At 44.2% G+C, this 22,813-nt stretch carries 20 protein-coding genes; 12 read left to right on the forward strand and 8 right to left on the reverse strand.

Annotation, left to right across the window (positions count from 1 at the left end; genetic code table 11):
- Positions 1 to 138: 138 nt before the first annotated feature.
- Positions 139 to 915, reverse strand: a complete 777-nt coding sequence (gene dapF, locus AABK40_RS13425) for a diaminopimelate epimerase (protein WP_332919488.1) — start codon at positions 913 to 915, stop codon at positions 139 to 141.
- 290 nt (positions 916 to 1,205) lie between these two features.
- Here dapF and AABK40_RS13430 point away from each other — a divergent pair, with 290 nt between their 5' ends.
- Together AABK40_RS13430 and AABK40_RS13435 are read left to right on the forward strand one after the other, a co-directional pair.
- Positions 1,206 to 1,904: a DNA alkylation repair protein gene (locus AABK40_RS13430; protein ID WP_338397278.1), complete on the forward strand. Its 699-nt coding sequence runs from the start codon at positions 1,206 to 1,208 to the stop codon at positions 1,902 to 1,904.
- A gap of 2 nt (positions 1,905 to 1,906) precedes the next feature.
- Positions 1,907 to 2,356, forward strand: coding sequence for a DMT family transporter (locus tag AABK40_RS13435; RefSeq protein WP_332919486.1), 450 nt, complete (start codon positions 1,907 to 1,909; stop codon positions 2,354 to 2,356).
- A gap of 6 nt (positions 2,357 to 2,362) precedes the next feature.
- Here the strand turns inward: AABK40_RS13435 and AABK40_RS13440 are convergent, their stop codons facing one another.
- On the reverse strand, positions 2,363 to 3,829 hold the full coding sequence (locus tag AABK40_RS13440) for an ATP-dependent DNA helicase (RefSeq protein ID WP_338397279.1): 1,467 nt from the start codon (positions 3,827 to 3,829) through the stop codon (positions 2,363 to 2,365).
- A gap of 280 nt (positions 3,830 to 4,109) precedes the next feature.
- Here AABK40_RS13440 and AABK40_RS13445 point away from each other — a divergent pair, with 280 nt between their 5' ends.
- Positions 4,110 to 4,358: a GlsB/YeaQ/YmgE family stress response membrane protein gene (locus tag AABK40_RS13445; RefSeq protein WP_332919484.1), complete on the forward strand. Its 249-nt coding sequence runs from the start codon at positions 4,110 to 4,112 to the stop codon at positions 4,356 to 4,358.
- A 111-nt stretch (positions 4,359 to 4,469) separates the two neighbouring features.
- Here the strand turns inward: AABK40_RS13445 and AABK40_RS13450 are convergent, their stop codons facing one another.
- Positions 4,470 to 6,923, reverse strand: a complete 2,454-nt coding sequence (locus AABK40_RS13450; RefSeq protein WP_338397280.1) for a bifunctional UDP-N-acetylmuramoyl-tripeptide:D-alanyl-D-alanine ligase/alanine racemase — start codon at positions 6,921 to 6,923, stop codon at positions 4,470 to 4,472.
- Positions 6,924 to 7,335: 412 nt separating this feature from the next.
- Between AABK40_RS13450 and AABK40_RS13455 the strand changes: the two genes are divergently transcribed.
- The 5 genes from AABK40_RS13455 to AABK40_RS13475 are packed head-to-tail and all read left to right on the forward strand — an operon-like array spanning position 7,336 to position 11,468.
- Positions 7,336 to 7,698 carry a phage holin family protein gene (locus AABK40_RS13455; protein ID WP_332919482.1) on the forward strand — a complete coding sequence of 121 codons (363 nt, stop codon included), beginning with the start codon at positions 7,336 to 7,338 and terminating at the stop codon, positions 7,696 to 7,698.
- On the forward strand, positions 7,691 to 8,089 hold the full coding sequence (locus AABK40_RS13460) for a hypothetical protein (protein ID WP_338397281.1): 399 nt from the start codon (positions 7,691 to 7,693) through the stop codon (positions 8,087 to 8,089). Before AABK40_RS13455 ends, AABK40_RS13460 begins: the two co-directional genes overlap by 8 nt.
- A gap of 1 nt (position 8,090) precedes the next feature.
- Entirely contained in the window at positions 8,091 to 8,870 is a 780-nt protein-coding gene (locus AABK40_RS13465) for a phosphoglycerol geranylgeranyltransferase (RefSeq protein ID WP_338397282.1), read from the forward strand.
- 59 nt (positions 8,871 to 8,929) lie between these two features.
- The gene (locus AABK40_RS13470) at positions 8,930 to 10,384 is read left to right on the forward strand and encodes a glycosyltransferase (protein ID WP_338397283.1); all 1,455 of its coding nucleotides are present in this window, start codon (positions 8,930 to 8,932) and stop codon (positions 10,382 to 10,384) included.
- Positions 10,374 to 11,468, forward strand: a complete 1,095-nt coding sequence (locus AABK40_RS13475) for a hypothetical protein (protein ID WP_338397284.1) — start codon at positions 10,374 to 10,376, stop codon at positions 11,466 to 11,468. The genes AABK40_RS13470 and AABK40_RS13475 overlap by 11 nt, the downstream gene beginning before the upstream one ends.
- Here the strand turns inward: AABK40_RS13475 and AABK40_RS13480 are convergent.
- Positions 11,424 to 11,996, reverse strand: coding sequence for a hypothetical protein (locus AABK40_RS13480; protein ID WP_332919477.1), 573 nt, complete (start codon positions 11,994 to 11,996; stop codon positions 11,424 to 11,426). The genes AABK40_RS13475 and AABK40_RS13480 overlap by 45 nt on opposite strands.
- Positions 11,997 to 12,198: 202 nt before the next feature.
- Complete coding sequence (gene rpoN / locus AABK40_RS13485) at positions 12,199 to 13,647, reverse strand: RNA polymerase factor sigma-54 (protein WP_332919476.1); 1,449 nt, start codon at positions 13,645 to 13,647, stop codon at positions 12,199 to 12,201.
- A gap of 509 nt (positions 13,648 to 14,156) precedes the next feature.
- Between rpoN and asnS the strand changes: the two genes are divergently transcribed.
- Positions 14,157 to 15,608, forward strand: a complete 1,452-nt coding sequence (gene asnS, locus AABK40_RS13490; protein WP_332919475.1) for an asparagine--tRNA ligase — start codon at positions 14,157 to 14,159, stop codon at positions 15,606 to 15,608.
- Between the two features lie 313 nt (positions 15,609 to 15,921).
- Entirely contained in the window at positions 15,922 to 16,410 is a 489-nt protein-coding gene (locus AABK40_RS13495; protein ID WP_338397285.1) for a hemerythrin domain-containing protein, read from the forward strand.
- A 78-nt stretch (positions 16,411 to 16,488) separates the two neighbouring features.
- Here the strand turns inward: AABK40_RS13495 and AABK40_RS13500 are convergent, their stop codons facing one another.
- A complete protein-coding gene (locus AABK40_RS13500; RefSeq protein ID WP_332919473.1) occupies positions 16,489 to 16,704 on the reverse strand; it encodes a hypothetical protein in 216 nt (71 codons plus the stop codon).
- Positions 16,705 to 16,962: 258 nt separating this feature from the next.
- Between AABK40_RS13500 and AABK40_RS13505 the strand changes: the two genes are divergently transcribed.
- Positions 16,963 to 19,374, forward strand: coding sequence for an efflux RND transporter permease subunit (locus AABK40_RS13505; protein WP_332919472.1), 2,412 nt, complete (start codon positions 16,963 to 16,965; stop codon positions 19,372 to 19,374).
- Between the two features lie 104 nt (positions 19,375 to 19,478).
- Here the strand turns inward: AABK40_RS13505 and AABK40_RS13510 are convergent, their stop codons facing one another.
- Positions 19,479 to 19,949: a hypothetical protein gene (locus tag AABK40_RS13510; RefSeq protein ID WP_338397286.1), complete on the reverse strand. Its 471-nt coding sequence runs from the start codon at positions 19,947 to 19,949 to the stop codon at positions 19,479 to 19,481.
- 685 nt (positions 19,950 to 20,634) lie between these two features.
- Between AABK40_RS13510 and AABK40_RS13515 the strand changes: the two genes are divergently transcribed.
- Positions 20,635 to 21,294, forward strand: coding sequence for a PQLLE family protein (locus AABK40_RS13515; RefSeq protein ID WP_332919470.1), 660 nt, complete (start codon positions 20,635 to 20,637; stop codon positions 21,292 to 21,294).
- Positions 21,295 to 21,336: 42 nt separating this feature from the next.
- Here AABK40_RS13515 and AABK40_RS13520 read toward each other — a convergent pair whose 3' ends face one another.
- Positions 21,337 to 22,767, reverse strand: a complete 1,431-nt coding sequence (locus tag AABK40_RS13520) for a PP2C family protein-serine/threonine phosphatase (RefSeq protein WP_332919469.1) — start codon at positions 22,765 to 22,767, stop codon at positions 21,337 to 21,339.
- Between the last annotated feature and the right edge of the window lie 46 nt (positions 22,768 to 22,813).

Genomic DNA, 22,813 nt, shown 5'->3' on the forward strand with positions numbered 1-22,813 from the left:
TGCAGTGTGTTCAGTCTGCCTTCATGAATTTTCAGGAGTGTCACACTTATTATCAAAGGTAAATGAAATATGAAAAACTAATAACAAAAACGATCGACAATTGTACGCTGTTTTTGTCAAAAAGCCTTCAATTCATCTTTATATATTTATTTTTCCACTGAAGACCTGCTCTGCAGGGCCTGTCAGGAAGATATTCTGGAAGCCTTCCGAGCTGTTTTTCTCAAAACTAACCTCCAACAGCCCTCCAAGGGTTTTAATTTTTACGGGGCTTTCCATCTCATTGAGTGAGCAGGCAAGTGCACAGGCGGTAACTCCTGTTCCACAAGAGAGGGTTTCATCTTCTACCCCCCTTTCGTAGGTACGAACAAAGATGGACTGTGCTTCAAGCTGTTGCACAAAATTAACGTTTGTACCTTCCGCCTTAAAACGCTCATTATAACGAATAGCACGGCCGGCATCGAAAACCTCTGTGGCCTCCACTTTATCGACAAACTGCACATAATGCGGAGAGCCTGTATTGATGAAGAAATCCTCACCGATACGTTCTGTTGTTGTAACATCTGGCATTTTCAGGCGAATCACGGCTGGCGTAATTTCAGCGTACAGTCCGCCATCGATGGTCAGAAAGTGGGTACTTTTGCTCACGATACCCAAAAATTCAGCAAAGCGAACAGCGCAACGGCTTCCGTTGCCACAAAGGCTTTTACTTCCGTCTGAATTGAAATAGACCATTTCGAAGTCATAATCAGGGTGCTCCTGAATCAGGATCAATCCGTCGGCACCAATGCCAAACTTGCGGTCGCACAACCGCTGAACAGAAGGGATATCATTGGGGTCGATCACTTGCTGGCGATTATCCACCATCACAAAGTCATTACCTGTTCCCTGATATTTATAAAAATCTACTGTTGTCATTTCTGATAAACAAACTAAAATATTGGAAGGTCAAATAGAGTAAATGCCCATGGTTGCATCGTCCGATATCCAGCTATTGGACTTGATTCAACAAATTACAGACCACTCGAAACTACTGCCTTATCTGCAAAGATGATACAAAGCAACCGAAATATGACAAAAAGGCAGTCGTAAATGCTGAATTCCCATAGAATTTTAATTGAAATAAAATATAAATGTATAAAACATCAAAAGACATAGATCATGCTTCTTCGTAGATTGCGGAGAATCAGCTTATAACTTGTGCATTAATGAAAAACCATGACGCAATAGAAGAGTACTTTATGCCATTTCGGTCGGGATTAATCGCTTTGGCAGATCCGGTACAGGCCGAAAAAATGGCCAAGTATATGCAGGGGCATTTTGAGTTTTACGGATTGCCCTCGCCTGTGCGGAAAGCTTTGCAAAAGCAATTTTTGCTGGAGGCCGGTTTTCCCAAGCCCGAAGACGACGCTGCGATACTGACCTACCTTTGGCAACAACCGGAAAGAGAATGGCAGTATTTTGGTTTGGATATGATGCTGCGGATGAAAAAGCGGTGGGCGGCCGGATTTATCGATCAACTTTATTGGATGATTACCCATAAGTCGTGGTGGGACACCGTAGACCATCTGGCATCACATGGGTTGGGCGCGCAATGGAGCCGTTTTCCTGAACAGCAAAAACAGCAGCTGCCACAGTGGGTTGAGGATTCCAACCTTTGGGTCAGGCGGGCCACCATCCTGTTTCAGCTGAAATACAAAAAGGCCATCGACCTGGACTTGCAGGCCGATATCCTGCGCAAAAACCTGGGCAGTAGCTCATTCTTTATTAATAAAGCAATAGGCTGGTCGTTGCGGGAAATTTCAAAAACAAATCACGAATGGGTGCTTCAATTTATAGAACAAACACCAGGCTTATCGCCTTTGTCTAAAAGAGAAGCCCTGAAGTGGTGGAATAAACATAACTGAATATGAATTTGATCTATTATATCGTCGCCGTACTTATTGGAGCCATTGCTTCTATTCAAGTGGGTGTAAACAGTTCGCTGAAACTGACTACCGGCAATGCCCTCTATGCCACCTTTACCAACTTTACGGTAGGCTGGATTGCCGTTTTTATTTTGGTACTGATTGAATCCAAAGGAAACCTGGGAATGGTTTTCGGTACCATTCTTTCTGCGGACAAATGGAAGCTCGTTGGTGGATTGCTCGGCGCTTCGTTTGTTACAAGCCTTGTGATCATCGCCCCAAAAATTGGCATGACCTCCACACTTACCCTCGTTATTGCAGGGCAGATTATTTTAGCGATGATCCTCGATCATTTCGGCTGGCTCGGTATGCACCAGCAACCCATCAGCTGGATGAAGATCATTGGTGTGATGATTATGGTTGTGGGCGTTTATATTGTACAAACAAATTAAACGGACTTACTGAAGGACCAGCAAATGCCCTTTAGCACGCGTTACGGCGGTGTATCGCCACCGCATAATATCTTGCACCTCTTGCATATAGGTGGAGCCCTGAAAGTCCACAAAGACGAATTCCCATTCGCCCCCCTGGGCTTTGTGCCCTGTAATGGCATAGCCATATTTGAGCCTGAGGGCATTGAAATAGGGGTCTTCGGCAAGCATTTCATTGAATTTTTTTGTTCCCGGTTTGAGTTTCGGGTGACGATTTCTAAAGTACTGATATAGCGCTTTACGTTCATTGGAAGTGATGTCGCGATGGGGGCTATTGAGTAAACTTTCCATCATTTTACATTCAATTTCCACCTTATCACCATCGTTATCCTGCACCTCAATCACCACATCCCTGAACTGTAAGGGGACTTTTTCCTTGCTCCATTGCTTGGATTTGGCCTCATAGACATCAACCATTACGGGATCAATGGGAAATTCCGTTTCATCCTCAATGGACAATACCGTTGCAAAATCCCCGTTGAGCAGCTCCACCTCATGCGAATAATTATTGGAGGAAAACATCAGTCGGTCACCAACTTGCAGTTCGGTAGCGCCAGGAAATAACCGTTGTCTTATCTGCTGATTATAATGCATCGCTAAGCGATTCGAAAAAGTCACCACAATGACCTCTTCAAGGCCTGCTTTATTGACCGCCCGTTCAAAATATTCCACAAGTCGTTCTTTTCGTGCGCGGTGAATATCCGCCTTATCGAAATTAAAATAAGGCATTGGCTGATCTTTCAGCATTGAATTCCGCAGATTGGTGGCATATTCAAGGATTCCGCTGTCTTTACCCTGCCGCACCACCTCTGTCAGCTGAAAACTCTCGCAGTTGAGGTCGTATTTCTCCTTCAGGTAATCCTCCACCAAGGCATAAGAAATCCCTGCGCCCACAGGCGGCAACTGCCCGGGATCGCCCACAAAAAGGATTTTTCGGCGACATTTAGCTTCTTCAGGACTCTGATGTGCGAATTTCACCAGATCTTTCAGTAAACTCCCTGAACCAAACTGATACATCTCGCCTTCAGAAGGCAAATCATTGACCATCGAGGCTTCATCAACAATATAAATCGCATTACCCACATCGTCATTAAAGCGGATCTTATAATGATACTTCACATTGCCCAGTCGCTTGTTCTTTTTTCCGCCTCGCTGTTCCTCCATTTCTGAGAAAGAGTAAATCGATTTATGAATCGTGTAGGCAGATTGCTTGGCTTTGGAGCTGAGCACCTTGGAGGCCCGGCCAGTGGGGGCCATCAGTCGATACTCCCGTTCCTGATCGTCCAGCCACTCGAGCAAATGTTGTACTAAAAAGGTTTTCCCTGTTCCAGCATATCCGCGCAAAATCATGACATCAACATTTTTTGACTTCACAAATGCTTTGAATTTATCAAAGAATTCCCCTTGTCCCGCCGTTAATGTCAATGTTTTCATAATGCTTTGTTTTGTGGATAAGCTGATCAATTAATTTATTTTTCCTCCTTGAATTTCCGAAAATTCAAAGATAGGGGATGTTGTGTTGATAAGTAATGTTTATTGCTATTTTCAAAAGGGCGAAAATCAAAACAAGCAGGCGGCTTATCCACTGCCGGATAAGTTACCCACTTCATTATCAACATATCCACAATCATTATAAATATCTAATAATTGTATTATTTTCAAAAACCTTCTACCTACTCAGGAGTATTACAGGAGAACCAAATATATAAATATCATGGGAATACTTAGTTGGATTATTTTCGGACTAATTGCAGGGATCCTTGCTAAAGTTATTATGCCGGGTGCCGATCCAGGAGGATTCATCGTTACCATCATCATTGGAATTGTAGGCGCAGTGGTAGGTGGTTTTATTGGTTCATTACTTGGCTTTGGTGGGGTAGATGGTTTCAATATTGGTTCTTTCCTCATTGCTATATTTGGAGGGATCGTCGTTCTGTTCATTTATCGAAAAGTACGAGCCTGACCCCAGTAAAAAGCATAAAAAAACCAACTGTTCCACGTAGTTTCACGATCAGTTGGTTTTTTTTATTTTAGGGATTTTCAACCCTTTAAAAATGTTTCACGACGTTTCACACTATTGCTGATAATATACGCGTTTTACCCGTGAGCTGATTAAACTCAGGAGTTCATAGGGAATTGTGTTGGCCTGTTCAGCCAAAGCAAGAAGGCGTTCACGGTCATCAAAAATAATGACCTCATCACCCACCTCCGCTTTCAGCGATCCTAAATCTACCATCGCCATATCCATACAAATATTTCCAATAATGGGTACTTCCTCTCCATTGATTTTCACCCTGCATTTTCCGTTGCCCAATGCCCGCAGGAAACCATCGGCATAACCTATGGCAATAGTGGCAATAGTGGTCGGTTTTTTCACTTTTCCCCGACGGGAATAACCTACTGTTTCTTGTGCAGAAATATGTTTTATCTGAGATATAAATGTTTTTAGCTTTGCCGGCAATTTAACCGCCTCAGGCGCGATTCCACTTACTTCAATACCGTGTAAACCAATACCCAGCCGAACCATATCAAAGTGGTATTCTGGGAAGCGAATGATCCCTGCGGAATTACACAGATAGGCGATAGGATTGATCTGAAGACTGTTTTTAAGCACCTTTACTGCCTGCTGGAAACGATTGGCCTGTTCATGTGAGAAATCATTAAACTCTGCTTCATCCGCCCCAACAAAATGACTAAATATACCCTGCACCCTCATCTGCGGATACGATTTCAACAGTGCGATGACCTCAGGGAGTTCCTCAGGAACAAAGCCCAACCGGTGCATTCCGGTGTCAATTTTCAAATGAATTTTCGCTTCTTTTTGCTGTGCCTGAAGGTACTGCCCGAAGGCTTTCAGCTGGGAAAATTCAAAAATCTCCGGTTCAAGCCCATGTTTTATCAGGGCTTCGAAAGCATCGGGGTGGGAGTTCATCACCATAATTGGCAGGTGAATTCCATTTTCCCGCAATTCGACCCCTTCATCCGGGAAGGCCACCCCAAGGTAATCCACCTGATGATACTGCAGCAGCTGCGCCACCTCAAGGTTTCCGCTGCCATAAGCGAAAGCTTTTACCATCACCATCATTTTGGTATTTCCTGTCAGCTTTGATCGATAAAAGTTCAGGTTTTCAGCCATCACATCCAGATCAAGCTCCAGGCGAGTTCCATGCACTTTGGCTTCCAAAGAACGCACTACCCGCTCAAAACCAAATTTACGCGCCCCTTTTATCAAGATGAGGGAGGACTGCCATTGGTGCGGATCAAAGTGCTCCAGCAATTGCGTGGTGGACTGAAAAAACTGGGCATTGAACCCCTTAAAAACAGATTGATGAGCCACAATACTGGGCCCTACGGCAATAAAATCATGAAGCCCCCTGCTTGCGAGCATCTTGGCAACCTCCTGATACAGTGCTTCGTCAGACAACCCTGATTGTGCAATATCCGATAAAATGACACGCTTGGTTTCCTTCTGATGCAACTGTACCAAATGGTCAAGCGCAATCTCCAGACCGAGCAAATCGTTATTATAAGTGTCGTCAATCAAATAGTTGTCATGACTTCCCCGCTTGAGTTCCAGCCGCATCGAAGGTGCTTTGAGGTGCTTCACCGCCTGCTGAATTTCAGTTGGATGAAACCCCCAGTGCAGGAGGCAGGTAACGACGTGAAGGGCGTTCTCAATAGAAGCCTCATGACCAAAGGGCAGACTGATCACCGACCGGTCCGTCAATTGAACCTCGCAGCTGTCCGTGCTTTTTTTCAGCAACCGATAGCCACATTTCCCCGCTCCATTCAGCGACCAGCTTAAATGCTTTTTCTCTGGGTAGGCCTTCTGTATTTCTTCCCGAACCACAACATGATCCGCACAATAAACCAGCGTTTCGGTATTCCTGAACAATCGTAATTTTTCACGGACCTTTTCCTCCTGGCTCACAAAACCCTCCGCATGTGCGCTGCCAATATTGGTGAAAATCCCTACCGTAGGCTGAATCATTTTTTCAAGATGCGCCATCTCTTTCCGCTCTGAAATGCCTGCTTCAAAAACACCCACTTCATGACGCGGCTGCAGCCCCCAAACAGATAAAGGAACCCCCACCTGGGAGTTATAACTCTTCGGATTGGCACACACCACATATTTTTGGGATAAGGCCGATTGCAGCCATTCTTTGACGATCGTCTTGCCATTACTGCCCGTAATTCCCACCACAGGAATGGTGAACAGGGACCGGTGGTAACTGACCAACGACTGCAACGCCCGCAGGGTATTTTCAACCGTCAAAATATTAGCTTGAGGAAACAAAGCAGGGTCAAGGTTAAAACCTTTTTGTATCACCAGCTGGCGAACACCCGCCTGGTACAACTCTTCCAGATAATCATGACCGTTATGCCGCGGCCCTGCCAATGCAAAAAATATTGCCCCCTGACTGATGACCGGTTTCCGGCTGTCGATCAATAACGCTTCTACAGGTCTGTCTGCTGATAATTGCAGCACCTGCCCTCCAACCACTTTGGATAATTGACTAAACTTCATAAAATGTTGCTCTTTTACACCACCATCAAAGGCAGAAGAACAAGGTACAAAAAGCCCTCTTTTTATCCGCTATATTTTAATGGTTGCCCTTGTTATTTTTATGGTTATCCACTGAAAAGCGCTTGCAGGTGGTCTTCCGTTTCACTTGAGCGCATGACCTGTTTCGGAGGGAATAGTTGAACAGTTCCCTGCTAAAGAGGAAATATTATTGCGCAACCAAGCTAATGCACTGATTTGATATTCAGCCCCATTAAAAAATGACCAATCCCGTCGTGCATCAAGACTTCGTTCAATTATTTCGCTTAATTGCGCTAATACTAATGACTTTCAGCATAAAAAAATTAAATTCGTGTTTATCGGAATATCGCTTAGTTCGCATTTTTGTTAAGCGGTTTAAGAAGCATAAATTTCTATGACAAAAAAAGAACCTAACCATATTGAGAGCCTGGTGCATAACCTGACGAGTTTCGTAGAAACACGCGTGGAATTGGCCAAATTACAAGTAGGTGAACAGGCTGCATATATCATTTCAAAAGCTCTGATCTTCATCGCGCTTATTGCCATCCTTTCCTTGTTTTTCCTGTTTGCCACCATTGCCCTCGGCTATTTCCTCAATGCCTTACTCGACAGTAGATATCTTGGCTTTGTGATTATTGCAGGAACCTATTTGCTGTTTGGAGTGATACTGATATGGAAGCAAAAAGCCATCTCTGCTACACTGATGAACTATTTCTATAAATTTATCGAAACCATGGAGGACGAAATCGATGGATAATACGCTCAAAACCAAATTCAACAAGCGCAAGGAAGCCCTGAAAGCTAAAAATAAGGTAGAGCTGATGGCCATTACCCACGACCTCAATGCGGTAAAAGACCACTCAGTTGCAGTGGGTAAAAAAGTGGTAAAAACCTCCGTAATGGTTGTTGGCGCTTATGCGGGCATCAAGGTGCTCTCGTTTTTAGGCAGAAGCCTCGGTGGCAGCAAGAAGAAAAAAGAACCCAAGGTGATTTATACTGCGCCACCAGTGGCCGCTTCTGAAAGCGAAAAAACCAATAATATTATCGGTGAGTCCATTAAAAGGTCCATTGCCGAGAACTTCATGTTTTTTCTGGTAAGTCTGGCTCGGAAAAAAATGCAAAATGAAATGAGTGACCGACCTGACTGATATGGATTTCCCGATATTAAAACAAATTCAGCAGCAAAGCCAGGCACAACACCCCATGCTTGCGGTATTAATCGACCCCGACAAGGCACAGGATCAAGAAGCACTGCGCCCGCTGATCCAGCATTGCAATCAGCATCAGGTAGATTTTATTTTTGTGGGAGGCAGCACCGTACAAAAAGGGCATACCTCCCAAACCGTTCAGTTCATCAAAGAAAACACCAAAATTCCAGTACTGCTGTTTCCTGGGCATTCCAACCAGATTTGTGAACAAGCCGATGCGCTTTTATTTCTTTCCCTGATTTCGGGCAGGAATCCCGAATTTTTGATCGGTCACCACATCAAAGCCGCCCAGACACTCAGGAAATGGCAGATGGAAACCATCCCGACAGGCTATTTACTCATTGATGGAGGAAGAATCACCTCCGTAGCTGCGGTATCTCAAACCATTCCACTGCCAGCAGATCAGGCAGAACTGATCGCCTCCACGGCCCTTGCAGGAACGCTTTTGGGCATGAAACTCATTTACCTTGAAGCAGGCAGCGGGGCACTGCAAGCCGTTACCGAAGAGGTCATCAGCCTGAGCAAACAACAGCTTGATGTACCATTAATTGTTGGGGGAGGCATTAATAATGCTGAAAAAGCACAGCGTGCATGGCAGGCTGGCGCAGATATTATTGTGATGGGCAACAGCCTGGAGCAAACGCCAGATTTATTGCCGAAAATCATAGAAATACGACAAAATTTTAGGGAAAAGACTGAAATTCAGCCGAATATTTATTAATATCAACAACAATTTTTCCCCGCCACAATCAGGATTTTTTGACTTAATCAATACTTGCCATGGACAATACTAAAATTCTCATGCTCGGATGGGAATTCCCACCGATACTCAACGGAGGATTGGGCATCGCTTCGCTTGGGCTATGCAAAGCACTGAGCCAGTATGCACAAATCAGTTTAATTCTGCCAAGAGCAAATGAAGTTCATCAGATTGAAAAAATGAAAATCTATGGACTTGATGAAGTCAATATCAAGGAGTATTTCGAGGTAGAAGAGCAGGAACAATACACGGAGTTTGTCAAAAAAATCCATTATGTTGATACCGAACTCGACCCTTACAGTGGTATCGTAAAAACGATCCCCGTAGCCTACGAGCAGGCCATTCAGCACCAGCGAACACGGCGTAAAACACACATCAGGTACCGCAGCAGCACCATCACCTTGCCGCCCAAAACGGTTGAAAAACTGGTGCCTTTGGCCATTAATCCAATAGCATCCCCCGATCTTCAAAATGTTTTTCAGGTGGGGCCAGTGTATGGCAATAACCTCCTTCAGAAAGTTAAAGCTTATACCGCTTACATTGATGTGATCTCTGATTCGTTTGAATTTGACGTCATTCATGCCCATGACTGGATGACCTTCTTAGCGGGAATGGCCCTGAAAGAGAAGACAGGCAAGCCTTTGGTAGCGCATATTCATTCTCTTCAATATGACCGTAGCGGACTTACTCAGCAGGACTTCATCACAGATATTGAACGCCGAATTTGCCAACATGCTGATCGCATCATTACCGTCAGTAAATATACCGCAGGCAAACTCATTCAGGAATATAACTGTGATGTCCGTAAAATAAAGCATATCCACAATGGCATTTCGTGGAACAAAAAAATCATCGAAAAACGGCCTTTTCCCTTCCCTTTGGTGCTCTTCGCTGGGCGTATCACACAACAGAAAAACCCGCTAATGTTCCTGCGCATGGCCAAGCAGGTGCTGGCAGCAATTCCGAACGTTCGGTTTATGATGATTGGCGATGGCGATTTGTGGCAGGAAACCATTGAGCAGGCTGCTGTACCTGAACTGATTGGGCGGTGCATTTTCACGGGTCAGCTCCCTCATGAAAAAGTGTTGGAAGCCTACGCAAGTGCTCAGGTATATTGCCTGACGTCCAATTCAGAACCTTTCGGGCTCACGGCTCTTGAAGCGGCAAAAACAGGCATTCCTGTGGTTTTAACTGCTCGGTCGGGGATTAGCGAAATTCTGAAAGACACGCCCACCGTGCCCATTAATGCGGCAGAAAGCATGGCCAATGCAGTCGTTCATTTATTGCAGGATCAGGCCTATGCCGACCATGTTGTTACGCAGAATTTTATGGCCCTGAAAAACAGCACCTGGGGAGAAGCGGCCCGAAAAGTGCTGAAACTTTATGAACAGGTATTGCCTAAGCAACAGGCCGTACCGCTCCCTTCGGTTTATTCGTCAAGTTCCACCCACAAACCCACGGCCAATGTACTTTGAAGCACCCAAAAAGATCGTCCTCCACTGGCAAATTCACCAGCCACTTCCTCTCCGTGAAAGCAACTTTTTCACCTGGGGAAAATCAGCCAAAATCTTTGAGGAGGCGCAGGCTGAACAGCATCTGAAAACATGGTGGAAAAATGACGGGCAGTGGTTTTTTCAGCAAATCAAGCTGCTGAAAGAAAGTGGTGCTTTTCATATCGCACTAAACGTCTCTGGAATAACGCTCGAACAATGGCAGCAATGGTGCCCTGAAGCGATCAGTGCATTAAAACTGGCGGTGGAAGCTCAGGCAGTAACCCTCACTACAGGGCCGTATTATTTCGGACTGACCTACTTACTTTCTGCGGAAGAGCTCCGTGCGCAGGTCATCAAACATCAGCAACTGATAAAATCGCTGTTCCACGTCAGTGCCAATACTTATTGCGGGCCTGCACAGCTTTTTCAGGAAGAAATGCTTCCCACCCTTCGGGAGCTGGGTATTCAGCAGATATTAACGGCTGGTCTCAGCTATCCGAACAATCAGTTCCATGAATGTGGGCTTGAAAATTTGCACCTGCTGGCCTCGAATGCAGGCATATCGCATCAGGTAAATTACCAAAGCAGTACTTTGCTTGAGCAAACGGGCACGGCAGGTTTTATTGACTTTATGGCGCAAGAGGAAGGGGAGGGCATCCATTTATTTTTGGATGGTCAGGCTTTTAACGACACCCAGAAATGCCGCAGTATTTTTCACCTGATCGAGGCGATTAATACTGATGAGCGATTCGTATGGGACGATCTGTTTTCAGTAAAAACCATTCAATGTTCTTTCACCGACAGCCTTCCGAATATTTGGGGAGATATGCATATTTTACCGAAGCTCCTTCAGCCTAACAATATGCAGCATGCCTGCATGGATTTGGTTTACATGAAAGCACCCTCTTCGCAACAGCAGCTTTACCTACAGGCTATTGACCGCTTTTTGGCACTTGCAGAAACAGAACCAAAGCGCCACCGCTATTTTGCCAACCTGAACAACCTGATGAGTGAACACCTGCTAAATGAAGACCATCACTCCGCCAGCACATACAATGAAGCCTAACAGCCAGCCACTGTAAATTTCCTTTGGACTGTGCGCCCCAAGAAATAGCCGTGCCGTCATGGCAAGGCCTGTACACAGGAAAATAAAAATGAGGGCATGCAATCCGCCCACTGCAGGGGTAATGTACTGAAAGGTGAAGATAAAACCGAGCAAACCACCCCATCCAGCACTGTGTGCACTGATTTTGAAAAAAATCGTGATGCAGGACAATAATAGTAACAGGATGGCCATCATCACGATTGAGAGCCAAAAAGCACCTGAAAGCCCCCATTGGCTGTTGAGCATATAGACGGTCAGGCCATAAAACAGGGTCATGAAGAAAAAGGGCATAACCCGCTCTTCCTTGCTTTCCATTTGCAAAGCCTTGACCAGTTTTCGTGACCACTTCATGACGATAATGGCGGCCAATGGCAGCAGGAAAGTAATGACAAAGATGATCCCGACAAATTTAATGTTCAAAACCTGCGGAGGAAGTTCCACTAAAAATGGGTAATACCGAATGACAATCGCCGTAAAATAGGTACACATCAATAGCGGGTGAGTCAATATAGAAATAAATTGCGCAAAAAGGTGCGCTATCGAAATGCCTTTAGGCTTACTGTTTGGCAGAGTGTCCACTTGGTACAACAAGATTTGCTTTCTTAATAAAAATAAATCGCTTTCTTTCCCTTCATCAACGAAAGTAGAAAGAAAGCGAGTAGGGTATTCATCTATAATTTGAGGCGTTAAATTACAACTGCTTGCGGAGTCGTGCAACAGGAATATTCAACTGCTCCCGATATTTTGCCACTGTACGTCGGGCAATTTTGTAACCACGCTCTTTCAACAGCTTCTCCAGCTTGTCATCAGAAAGCGGTTTCTTTTTATCTTCTTTTTCAATCATCCCTTTGAGTACATGCTTCACCTCACGGCTCGAAACATCCTCACCGGTATCTGTCGTGATCCCTTCGGAGAAGAAATACTTCAGTGGGAAAATGCCAAACTCTGTCTGAATAGCCTTACTGTTGGCAACACGCGAAACTGTCGAGATATCCATTTCAATCTTATCGGCAATATCTTTCAGAATCATCGGTCTGAGTTTTGCCTCATCACCCGTCAGGAAAAAATCATGCTGATGAACCATAATGCAGCCCATGGTGTTCAGGAGCGTTTCTTGTCGTTGGCGAATGGCATCAATAAACCACTTGGCCGCATCAAGTTTCTGCTTCACAAACATCACCGTATCGCGGAGTTTTTTATCCTTCTTATCGCTCTTATCGTAGGCGTCCATCATTTCAGCATACGAACGACTCACCTTCAGGTCAGGGGCATTTTTGGAATTCAGCGTCAGGTCAAGCTTACCGTTGTCGTTGGTCAGGATAAAATCAGGAATCAGGTATTGGTTCTTCACCAGCCCATCGGTAATACCGCCTGGCTTGGGATTCAACCGCACGATGGTCTCCATGGCATCACGAAGGCGATCTTCCTCCTTGATGTTCAGCCGTCGCATAATTTTCTCGTAATGCTTTTTGGTAAAATCATTGAAGGATTCTTCAATAATACGGATGGCGTCCTGTGTGGCCTCATCAGGCTCCTGTCTTCTTTTAAGCTGAATCAACAGACATTCCTGAAGATCCCGCGCCGCAATGCCGGCAGGGTCAAAGGACTGAATCTGTACCAAAACTTCCTCGAGTTCTTCAAGGGAGGTTTCGATATTTCTTGAGAAGGCCAAATCATTCACAATCATCTCCAGATCACGACGAATGTAGCCGTCATTTTCTATACTGCCAATGAGCTGTTCGCCCAAAAGCCGCTGATGATCCGAAAGCCTCAAAAAGCTCAGCTGATCTTTCAGTTGCTCCTGAAGGGTGGTCATCGAAGAGATCGGGATATCCTTATCCTCTTCATCGCCATTGCCATCGCCATACATTTTATAACCACTGAAATCATCATGAAGGTATTCCTCCACACTGATTTCATTGTCCATATATTCGTCGCCGCTTTCAGGTGCTTCATAGTCGTCCTGCGCATAAAGTTCATCGGCTTCATCGCGACCCTCTTCCAAAGCTGGATTCGCCTCCAATTCCTCTTCCACACGAGCTTCGAGCTCTGCTGTCGGCACCTGCAACAACTTAATAAACTGGATTTGTTGCGGAGATAGCTTCTGTGATAACGATTGCGTTAGTCCTAATTTTTGCATATTCGTCTATGGTTTTACCTCAAGTAATCAAATTAAGGCAAGATTTTTGTTAAGGCGTGCATCCACCCTCATATTTTTATTCAATTTAAATAAAATCTCGATGTTTTCTAATCGGTTTTTTACCTTTGATACCTATTTATACACACAAGAGCCTCTAAAAGTTCAGTATTTATGATGAAAAAAAACTGACGGCTCAATTTTGGTGAGATTTTTGATAAGTGGCCGACAACCCTTGATTTTCACCTCATTTCGCTTTTAAATATTACACCTTTTTTACATTAACGACGGTAAAGGGCTGCCTGCCATGGTGTTTGATATCAAATTAATTCTTGGAAAATTTATCCTGAAGAAGAATTTATCACCCGATTTCATCGATCTTTCTTACAAATCGGCAAAATATCAAGCTATCTGATTGATAAAACGCATTGAAAGTATTTCTTTTGTTCATTGGTTTGCGGTGAGTATAAGCGAGCAAATCATGTAATTTGAACGAATAAACTTTGTGTAAAGTGGCAGAATCAAAAAGGACTAAAATAAAATCCCTGCTTCGTGGTGAGCAGGTAGATGTGGACGTTCGCGTTAAAGGATGGGTACGAACAAAACGTGGCAATAAAAGCGTTTCATTCATCGCCCTTAACGACGGATCGTGTCTTGCAAACCTTCAGATTGTTGCTGACCCTAATAATATCACTGAGGATATTCTTAAGCGCATCAGCACAGGTGCCTGTATTTCCGCAGAAGGTAAATTAGTAGCTTCACAAGGGGCAGGTCAAAAAGTAGAGTTGGTCGCTTCTGCCATTGAGGTATTAGGAGAAGCAGACCCTGAATCATATCCATTACAGCCAAAACGACACTCTTTGGAGTTCATGCGTGAGATCGCTCACTTGCGTCCGCGTTCCAATACTTTTGGCGCCATTATGCGTGTACGCCATGCGATGATCTTCGCTGTTCACCAATTCTTCAACCAAAAAGGGTTTGTGAACGTGCATACGCCGATCATTACAGGTTCGGATGCCGAAGGTGCTGGAGAGATGTTCCGTGTAACCACTTTGGATCAGAAGAATCTTCCAACCACCGAAGATGGGGAAATCGACTACAAACAAGATTTCTTCGGAAAAGAAACCAACCTGACCGTTTCTGGGCAGTTGGAGGCAGAACTTGGGGCAATGGCACTGGGTGAAGTTTATACTTTCGGCCCAACTTTCCGTGCCGAGAATTCAAATACTACTCGCCACTTGGCAGAGTTCTGGATGATTGAGCCTGAGGTGGCTTTCAATGATTTGGAAGACAATATGGACCTGGCGGAAGATTTCTTGAAATTCTTGGCCAAGTATGCTTTGGACAATTGCCGCGAGGACTTGGAGTTCTTGAAAGATCGTGCGTTGCAGGAAGAGAAAAACCTGCCTGCCGATAAAAAGAACGAAATGAACTTGATTGAGCGTTTGGAGTTTGTAGCAAACAACGACTTCCAGCGTTTGACCTATACAGAGGCTATCGATATTTTGAAAAACTCGAAGCCGAACAAAAAAGGTCGCTTCCAGTACAAGATCGAAGAGTGGGGTGCTGACTTGCAGTCGGAGCACGAGCGTTTCTTGGTGGAAAAACACTTCAAGAAGCCTGTTATCCTTACGGATTACCCAGCCAATATCAAGGCATTCTACATGCGTTTGAATGAAGACGGTAAAACGGTTGCTGCAATGGACATTCTGTTCCCTGGCATTGGTGAGATCGTTGGCGGTTCGCAGCGTGAGGAACGTTATGAAGTATTGGTAGAGAAAGTAAAAGCGATGGGCATTCCTGAGGAGCACGTTTGGTGGTACTTGGATACCCGTAAATTCGGAACAGCACCACACGCAGGTTTCGGTTTGGGCTTTGAGCGTTTGATTCTATTCGTAACAGGAATGACCAACATCCGTGACGTAATTCCTTTCCCACGTTTCCCAGGATCTGCAGAATTTTAATTCGAACAGATTTTAAGAATATACAAAGAGCAAGGCTTTCAAAGTCTTGCTTTTTTTATACCCTAATAAGTCGATTGACAAATATTGATTATATTCCATCATATTAATCATAGCGGTCACAACTTTTAGATGGGTACACACCCTGATTCTTTAAGTATAAGACAAATATCCCCTCGTAGCTGTACGGATACACCTGTGTGTGTACCTAATTCATTCAATATGGAACTAATTGGGGCAGATACAGTGATTAAGTAAAACGCTGTGGATTAACATTAACTTACTGTTTGTACCACAGTAACAAAAACCTACTCCCATGCCACAAAAACCATCCAATCCCCCTCTGAAGCGCCACCCTAACCTCGTTCCGCTTTCCCACGACCATCACGACTCGCTCGTTTTTGCCCTACGCATCAAGAAGTTCATAACAAAAGTCGACCATAAAATCATGCAACAATATATTCTTCACCATTGGGAAAGTGTGATGAAAAACCATTTTAAAGAAGAGGAAGGCTGCTTTCTTTCTGTAGTGGACCCTCAGCATGAACTGATCGTTCATTTTACGGAAGACCATAAAGCCATCCGCGAATACATTCGCCAGCTTGGTACCGACAGCCCCGATTTTGAAAAAATCGCCAGGGCATTCAGCGAGAAGCTCAATCAACACATCCGCTTCGAGGAACGACAATTATTCCCTTTTCTTCAGGAGCACCTCAGCGATCAGCAACTTGAAGCCATAGGCCATGCCCTTAGCCACAAGACCAACGGTTGCGACAATTTCCCCAACCCTTTCTGGAAAAAATAAACCTGCGGATGAATCTTCAGCGCATAAAAAAGAGGTAACGCTTAAAGGGCTACCTCTTTTCATCCTGTTTAAAAAATCTCAGGATGTACGTCTGTACCGCTTGGCATCAGATTCCTCTTCTAAGCGAATCGAATGCACAAAAAATAGGAGCAAGCCTATGAACAAAATCACTGCTCCACTGCTAATGATACCTGCAACCTGACTGCCATGATCGCAAGCGAAATCAAGGCACCATAACAAGGGTGGCATCAGCGACACAATAATCATGCGCTTGGCAAGAATAGTTAGTCCCATGAGTATAGTTAAGTGGTTTGGTATATATTGAATATAAGTAAGAATCTTGTGGAAATCAAACTTTTTGGCAACATTCCAAGGTTAGCTATCTTTGTATTGTCCTATTTCGACCCAAACGGAACGCTTTCGGGTTATGAACTGTGACAAATTTCCTTACATTTGTGTACGCTACGACAGTAGGCTTGTCCTGCCCATGCACTCCTTAAACAGCTACCGCTGTTTTTAATCATAAATCATTAATTATATCTTTTTTCAACAATGTGGAATCGCTTTGCCCAATTTGTACTTAGGTATCGGCTTGCGCTGATCATGGTGATCGGGGTGATCACGGTCTTTATGTACTATAAAGGGAAAGACATCGAAATGAGCTACAATTTTGGTAGCACGGTGCCCCTGACTGACCCAGAAATGGTTCATTTTCAACAATTCAAACAGGACTTCGGAGAGGACGGCAATTTGCTGGCCATCGGAATGAAAGACAGTGCCGTTTATCAATTGGAAAATTTTCGCCGATTAAAATACCTCGGTGAAGAGCTTAATAAAATTCGGGGAGTCAATGAAGTAATGTCTATCCCGCGGATGATTCAGCTGGTAAAAAATACCAAAGAGAAAAAATTTGAAGCGCGGAAAATCTTTGAGAATTTCCCACAAACTCAGCCGCAACTCGATAGCCTGCTCGGCATCGTAGCGCACGAAAAACTATACACTGGCCAGATGATCAACCTCAAGAACGGGGCAAACCTGTTGATCCTGACCATCAATAAAGACATCCTGAACTCGAAGAAAAGGTTTCAGCTCATGGATGATATCCGCATGGCTTGCGACCAGTTCTCCGAAGCCACGGGCGTCAAGCTGCATTATGCTGGATTACCCTTTGTAAGAACAGAAAATGCCCGCCTCGTTCAGCGCGAGATGGTCATGTTCCTGATTCTCTCCGTACTTGTTACGGCGCTCATCATGCTCTACTTCTTCCGATCCTGGGATGCTGTATTGTTCCCTATGATCATGATTGGCGTGATCGTGGTATGGGTAACAGGAACCCTCGGGATCCTGGGCTATAAAATCACTATCCTGACAGGTGTTATCCCACCGATTATTGTCGTCATCGGGATTCCGAACAGTATTTACCTGCTGAACAAGTACCATCAGGAAATTCAGCGCACAGGCAATAAATACAAAGCCCTTCAGGCCGTGATCGGTAAAATTGGGGTCGTCACCTTCCTGACCAACTTCACCACCGCGGTCGGTTTCGGAGTGTTATCTTTTACTGATATTCAGATGCTGAAAGAATTCGGTACTGTTGCGAGTATTAACATCGTAGCGACCTTCTTTGTCAGCATCATATTCATCCCTGCAGTATTCAGTTACCTGCCAAAACCTGAACTCAAAAGACTCGGCCACCTGAATAAAAAGGGGCTGAACAAAGTGCTCGACACCATCGACCTGCTCGTGCATCGCCACCGCTATACCGTTTTGGGTGTTGGTGCTGTACTGATCATCATCTCTTCGATTGGTCTATATAAAATCAAGGCTGTTTCATTTATGGTAGATGATGTGCCAGAACACAGTGAAGTCAAACAAGGGTTGCGCTGGCTGGAGGACAACTTTGCTGGTATTATGCCCCTTGAAATTGTGGTAGATACTGGTAAAAAGAAGGGTGTGATGAAAGAGTCGATCTGGAAAAAAGTAGATCAACTGGAACGGGCACTGGAAAAAGATCCACATATCTCGCACCCAATCTCTATTGTAGAGTTTATCAAAATGGCTCGGCAGTCATTCTATAATGGTAATCCCGATTACTACGGACTCCCCAACCGCGATAAAAATTTCATCCTTCGCTATTTTAAAGGGCAGGACGACAACTCTGGTTTTCTGAACAGCTTTGTTACCGAAGATGGCCGAAAAATGAGGATTTCCTTTAAGGTTGCTGATATTGGTTCCCATGAGTTGCATGAGCTGGTGGACAATGTTGTGAAGCCCAATGTAGAAGAGATTTTTGGCAATAACAGCAAAATTACGGTTACCCCTACGGGCACAACCTTACTGTTTGTTAAAGGGAACAGCTTCCTGATCAATAACCTGAAAACCTCCATGCTTTTGGCTTTCGTGATCATCTCGATCATCATGGCAGTGCTTTTCGGCCGTTTCAGAATTATCCTGATTTCCCTGATCCCGAACATGATTCCACTGCTGATTACCGCAGGAATCATGGGCTTTGTCGGTGTCGCATTAAAGCCAAGTACAGCACTGGTATTCAGTATTGCCTTTGGTATATCTGTCGATGACTCCATTCACTACCTGGCCAAATACCGACAGGATTTAATGGAAGATAATTTCTTCGTCCCCAAGGCGATCAGTAGGTCGATTCATGAAGTGGGTGCAAGTATGATGTACACCTCGATTGTACTGTTCTTCGGCTTTATCATTTTCGGATTCTCGGAATTTGGCGGAACAAAAGCCCTTGGTTTGCTCACCTCATTAACCCTGTTGTGTGCTATGTTCACCAACCTGATCATCCTGCCTTCATTGTTGATGGTTTTTGACAAAGGCAAAAAGAGCCGTGATATTGAGCCATTGCTCATTGACGAAGTCGATTTCTACCATGAAAATGATGATGAAGAAATTGATATTGACGCACTGAAAAAGAAAGACGACCCAGAAGAAAATTAAGGCATCTCCATCAGTATCGATAAGATGCACCAAGCTTAAAAGTCAAAAGGCACTCCAATGATGGAGTGCCTTTTTTACAATCTATATCAACAACCTATACAATTTCACTTTACGGCAATAGAGGGCGTATGCGCTGCTTTCTCTATCGAGGACACCAACTGTGTTACATTTACGGGGCATTCACTGCGAATGTAGCCTTGATCGGAGGGCAACTCCAACGCCAGCCGCTCAAAGCCTGCGGAACGCACCTTCTGAAGCACCTGAAGCTGATCCACCATCTGACTTTTATATTCCTTTGGAATCCCCCGCTGATTGATCTTACTGGCCATCAGGTCTACAAAACCGACCGTCAGCCGCACAATACCTTCGGGTTCTGGTGGCTCGCCCTGCTTTGGCAGCAGTTTCACCACCAACAAATCCTGCTCATGATAAACCTCCACTTGCCGATTATTGCCATAACACTCCAGCGCCGACTTCAGCTCTTCCATGACCTGCTTTTTATGCGAATCGCATGCAAAAAACACCACTGAGCCCAAAAGGAGCATCAGTATTTTTCTACTATAAGATCTTGTCATGTTTCACTGATTTAATTCCTTGACCATTCATATTGTATTCGCGATGACCAGGTAAATTTGGCTTCGGACGCCTACAGCAATCCATGTCTCTTCAGGTAAGTTCGATAAAAAAACAATAGCCTCTGAACTGATTTATCGCTAATTCATACACCTGAAGTAAATATCGCATCGCTAAAAGCACTGTAACTGCACTGAAGAAAATCATGCAAAAAACAATTTTTTTGTTCACGACTTAAACAATTCATTCATCGGAATGATCCTCAGAAAACAGAGGTGAGAAATCGGTCAACCAATTAAATAGCGTAACAGTGCGTAAATTCACCCTTCCAAACCACTAAGCGGGTCTGTTTAAGTTGAATATAAACAAATATAGGCATGATGTAATGAAAATAGAATTGATTAAAGTACAATTTTTAATTAATATAATTAAAATAATTTATTAGAGATGACGGAATTTCCTCATTTTACAGGGTTTTCGTTCGAATAAGCGCATTACTGTACTTTTCCACTTTAACGCCCCACCAATGTCAATTGGAAAGTTTCCCTATATTTCTTACATCACTAACCGAAGGAAGTCACCAATTATTTTTGATTTATCAAGACAATAAATGTTACATACCCACCAAAAAACAAACTAAGCCCACCCACTCTTACATCAGCACATAACAACGCAAACCAATATATCATGTGCTCAAATTTAATTAACAACCAAAAAATTCACCGTTACGGACTTGCCTTAAAAAATGTAATGAAGAAGCCCGAAATCTCCGCTGCGATGCATCGGCTTGGGTATAATAATGAGAAAATGGCCGAAGGCCTGGCACTTCTGGAAAGTACGGCGCAATGTTTTGATACTTATGATCTGCATGAAAAAAACAAGCAGGATGCCCTCCATAAGTTTGAGAACACCAGCGACCTGATGATGTCTATCTATCAAATACACTGCAAAAAAATCAAGGCTATTGCCCTGCAGAATAGCACGGTCGTTACGCCACTTGAGTTTGCGACTATACTGCCGAACAACTACGCCAAGTGGATCAGGAAAATTAAAACCTTCTATTTTGTGATCAGTACAGATCCGCTGATCAAAAACCATTTATGGCTGTATAATACTGGAGAGGCTGACCTTGAAGAGGTGGAAAGGATTATTTTTCGAGTGGAAAACGCTCAGGAAAATTATTGCTATGCTTTAAAAGAGGAACAAAAACTTGCGGACAAAAAAAATAAAGCCTTCCTGAAACTCAACCAATGGATGCATCAGTTTTCCACCACCGCACAACGGGGGCTTGCTGAGCAACCCGCGCTACTCGAATTATTCTTTGAAAGCTTTCAGCAGAAAAAATGATCAGGCCGCGACAAGGTGATACATCAAATGGCGAACGGCCGCTTACTGAACACTAAATTGCTCCTGCTGTTCAAAAATATGCTTTTGAACACCCACAGGAACCTCTATGCCCAATATCAAATAATCGTCGAGCTGGTCTTCACCTTCCTGCCAATCTTTAAAATACTGCGCAAGAATCCTTTCCTGAACATCAAAAGGCTCTTGTGCGATATTCAATAATTTGGCTCGAAAACGGTGGATTTTCATTTTTTGCTGATCAGATTCCCTGATTTGGTCGCAATAGCCATCGGTAAACAAATAAAGACGGTCGCCTTCATTCAGCTGGATCGTCTTGGCAGAAAAGGGCTTCTCTTGCACAAAATGACCGATCGGCTGCCGATCGGCCTTCACCTCCATCAGTTCCCCTTCCTTGTTCACAATCCACAAAGGGTTATACGCCCCCGCAAACTGTACCTGCGCCGTTTTGGTGTTCAGTAAAATCAAAGCGCCATCCATACCATCATGCCCAACATCCAGCTGCTTGCCTTCGCGAAGCGCCTGTTTCATGGCCTTTCGGAGCTCGTTCAGTATCCTGTCTGGGGACACAAAGCCTAAATCATCCACCACCCGTTCCAGTAATTTTATGGCCAACATGCTCATAAAAGCCCCAGGCACCCCATGCCCAGTACAGTCCCCAATCATTACCAGTAATTTCCCATCTTGCTCCTTGGCCCAGTACCAGTCTCCGCTCACCACATTACAGGCCTGCCCAAGTAAAAAACAATCCGTTACCTCTCGCTTTACAATGTCCAGCGAAGGCATTACCGCCTGCTGAATACGGTGTGCATAATTGATGCTCTTCGAGATTCTATCCTGCTGGGCTTTTAATGCTTTATTGGAGTTGATGATGGTTGTTTCCATGCGTAAATATTCCTGTACAAATACATAAACGATCATACAGCATGAGCCTGCAAGAAAAGAAATGTTGAAAAGATAAATAGCCTTCACTACCCAGGAGTCCACCAGGCTCCATGCCGGCACATGGTCACCCATATGCACATAACCAAAAGCATAGACAATAAAAAAACAGAAACTGATCAGTACTCGCTCATAAATCGGATGGCGATAATACAAAAAGCTCATCACGCCAGGCAACAGCAAATAAAAGTGAAAACCTGCGTCAAGTCCCAGGTAATAGGTTGCAAAACCCGCATGGGCGATCACTTCGCACAAAATCCAGTAGGCAACAAAATCGAAGCGTTTCCTGTGGCTGAAATAATAACCAACAGCATAAGCAGGAAGGCTGAAGAACACATTTACCATGACCATCTCACGGACATCGAAAATCGAAAACACCAACACAAAGCACAGGTGCACCACAGCACCAAGCACACAGGAGGCCTTCATGATCTTGCCGTAATCAAGATACTCCCTGCTTACATAGGGAAACAGTGGTTCAATATTTAACCACTTTTGCGGTAAAGAAAGATTCATAACAGGTTAATTTGTTGGGGGGAATGTAGCTGTAACCACTACAGAT

This window comes from Persicobacter psychrovividus (assembly GCF_036492425.1).
Taxonomy (GTDB): domain Bacteria; phylum Bacteroidota; class Bacteroidia; order Cytophagales; family Cyclobacteriaceae; genus Persicobacter; species Persicobacter psychrovividus.

Coding starts and splice junctions, on each gene's coding strand:
- dapF (WP_332919488.1), bottom strand. CDS start 915: ATGACAACAGTAGATTTTTATAAATATCAGGGAACAGGTAATGACTTT.
- AABK40_RS13430 (WP_338397278.1), top strand. CDS start 1,206: ATGAAAAACCATGACGCAATAGAAGAGTACTTTATGCCATTTCGGTCG.
- AABK40_RS13435 (WP_332919486.1), top strand. CDS start 1,907: ATGAATTTGATCTATTATATCGTCGCCGTACTTATTGGAGCCATTGCT.
- AABK40_RS13440 (WP_338397279.1), bottom strand. CDS start 3,829: ATGAAAACATTGACATTAACGGCGGGACAAGGGGAATTCTTTGATAAA.
- AABK40_RS13445 (WP_332919484.1), top strand. CDS start 4,110: ATGGGAATACTTAGTTGGATTATTTTCGGACTAATTGCAGGGATCCTT.
- AABK40_RS13450 (WP_338397280.1), bottom strand. CDS start 6,923: ATGAAGTTTAGTCAATTATCCAAAGTGGTTGGAGGGCAGGTGCTGCAA.
- AABK40_RS13455 (WP_332919482.1), top strand. CDS start 7,336: ATGACAAAAAAAGAACCTAACCATATTGAGAGCCTGGTGCATAACCTG.
- AABK40_RS13460 (WP_338397281.1), top strand. CDS start 7,691: ATGGATAATACGCTCAAAACCAAATTCAACAAGCGCAAGGAAGCCCTG.
- AABK40_RS13465 (WP_338397282.1), top strand. CDS start 8,091: ATGGATTTCCCGATATTAAAACAAATTCAGCAGCAAAGCCAGGCACAA.
- AABK40_RS13470 (WP_338397283.1), top strand. CDS start 8,930: ATGGACAATACTAAAATTCTCATGCTCGGATGGGAATTCCCACCGATA.
- AABK40_RS13475 (WP_338397284.1), top strand. CDS start 10,374: ATGTACTTTGAAGCACCCAAAAAGATCGTCCTCCACTGGCAAATTCAC.
- AABK40_RS13480 (WP_332919477.1), bottom strand. CDS start 11,996: ATGTGTACCTATTTTACGGCGATTGTCATTCGGTATTACCCATTTTTA.
- rpoN (WP_332919476.1), bottom strand. CDS start 13,647: ATGCAAAAATTAGGACTAACGCAATCGTTATCACAGAAGCTATCTCCG.
- AABK40_RS13495 (WP_338397285.1), top strand. CDS start 15,922: ATGCCACAAAAACCATCCAATCCCCCTCTGAAGCGCCACCCTAACCTC.
- AABK40_RS13500 (WP_332919473.1), bottom strand. CDS start 16,704: ATGGGACTAACTATTCTTGCCAAGCGCATGATTATTGTGTCGCTGATG.
- AABK40_RS13505 (WP_332919472.1), top strand. CDS start 16,963: ATGTGGAATCGCTTTGCCCAATTTGTACTTAGGTATCGGCTTGCGCTG.
- AABK40_RS13510 (WP_338397286.1), bottom strand. CDS start 19,949: ATGACAAGATCTTATAGTAGAAAAATACTGATGCTCCTTTTGGGCTCA.
- AABK40_RS13515 (WP_332919470.1), top strand. CDS start 20,635: ATGTGCTCAAATTTAATTAACAACCAAAAAATTCACCGTTACGGACTT.
- AABK40_RS13520 (WP_332919469.1), bottom strand. CDS start 22,767: ATGAATCTTTCTTTACCGCAAAAGTGGTTAAATATTGAACCACTGTTT.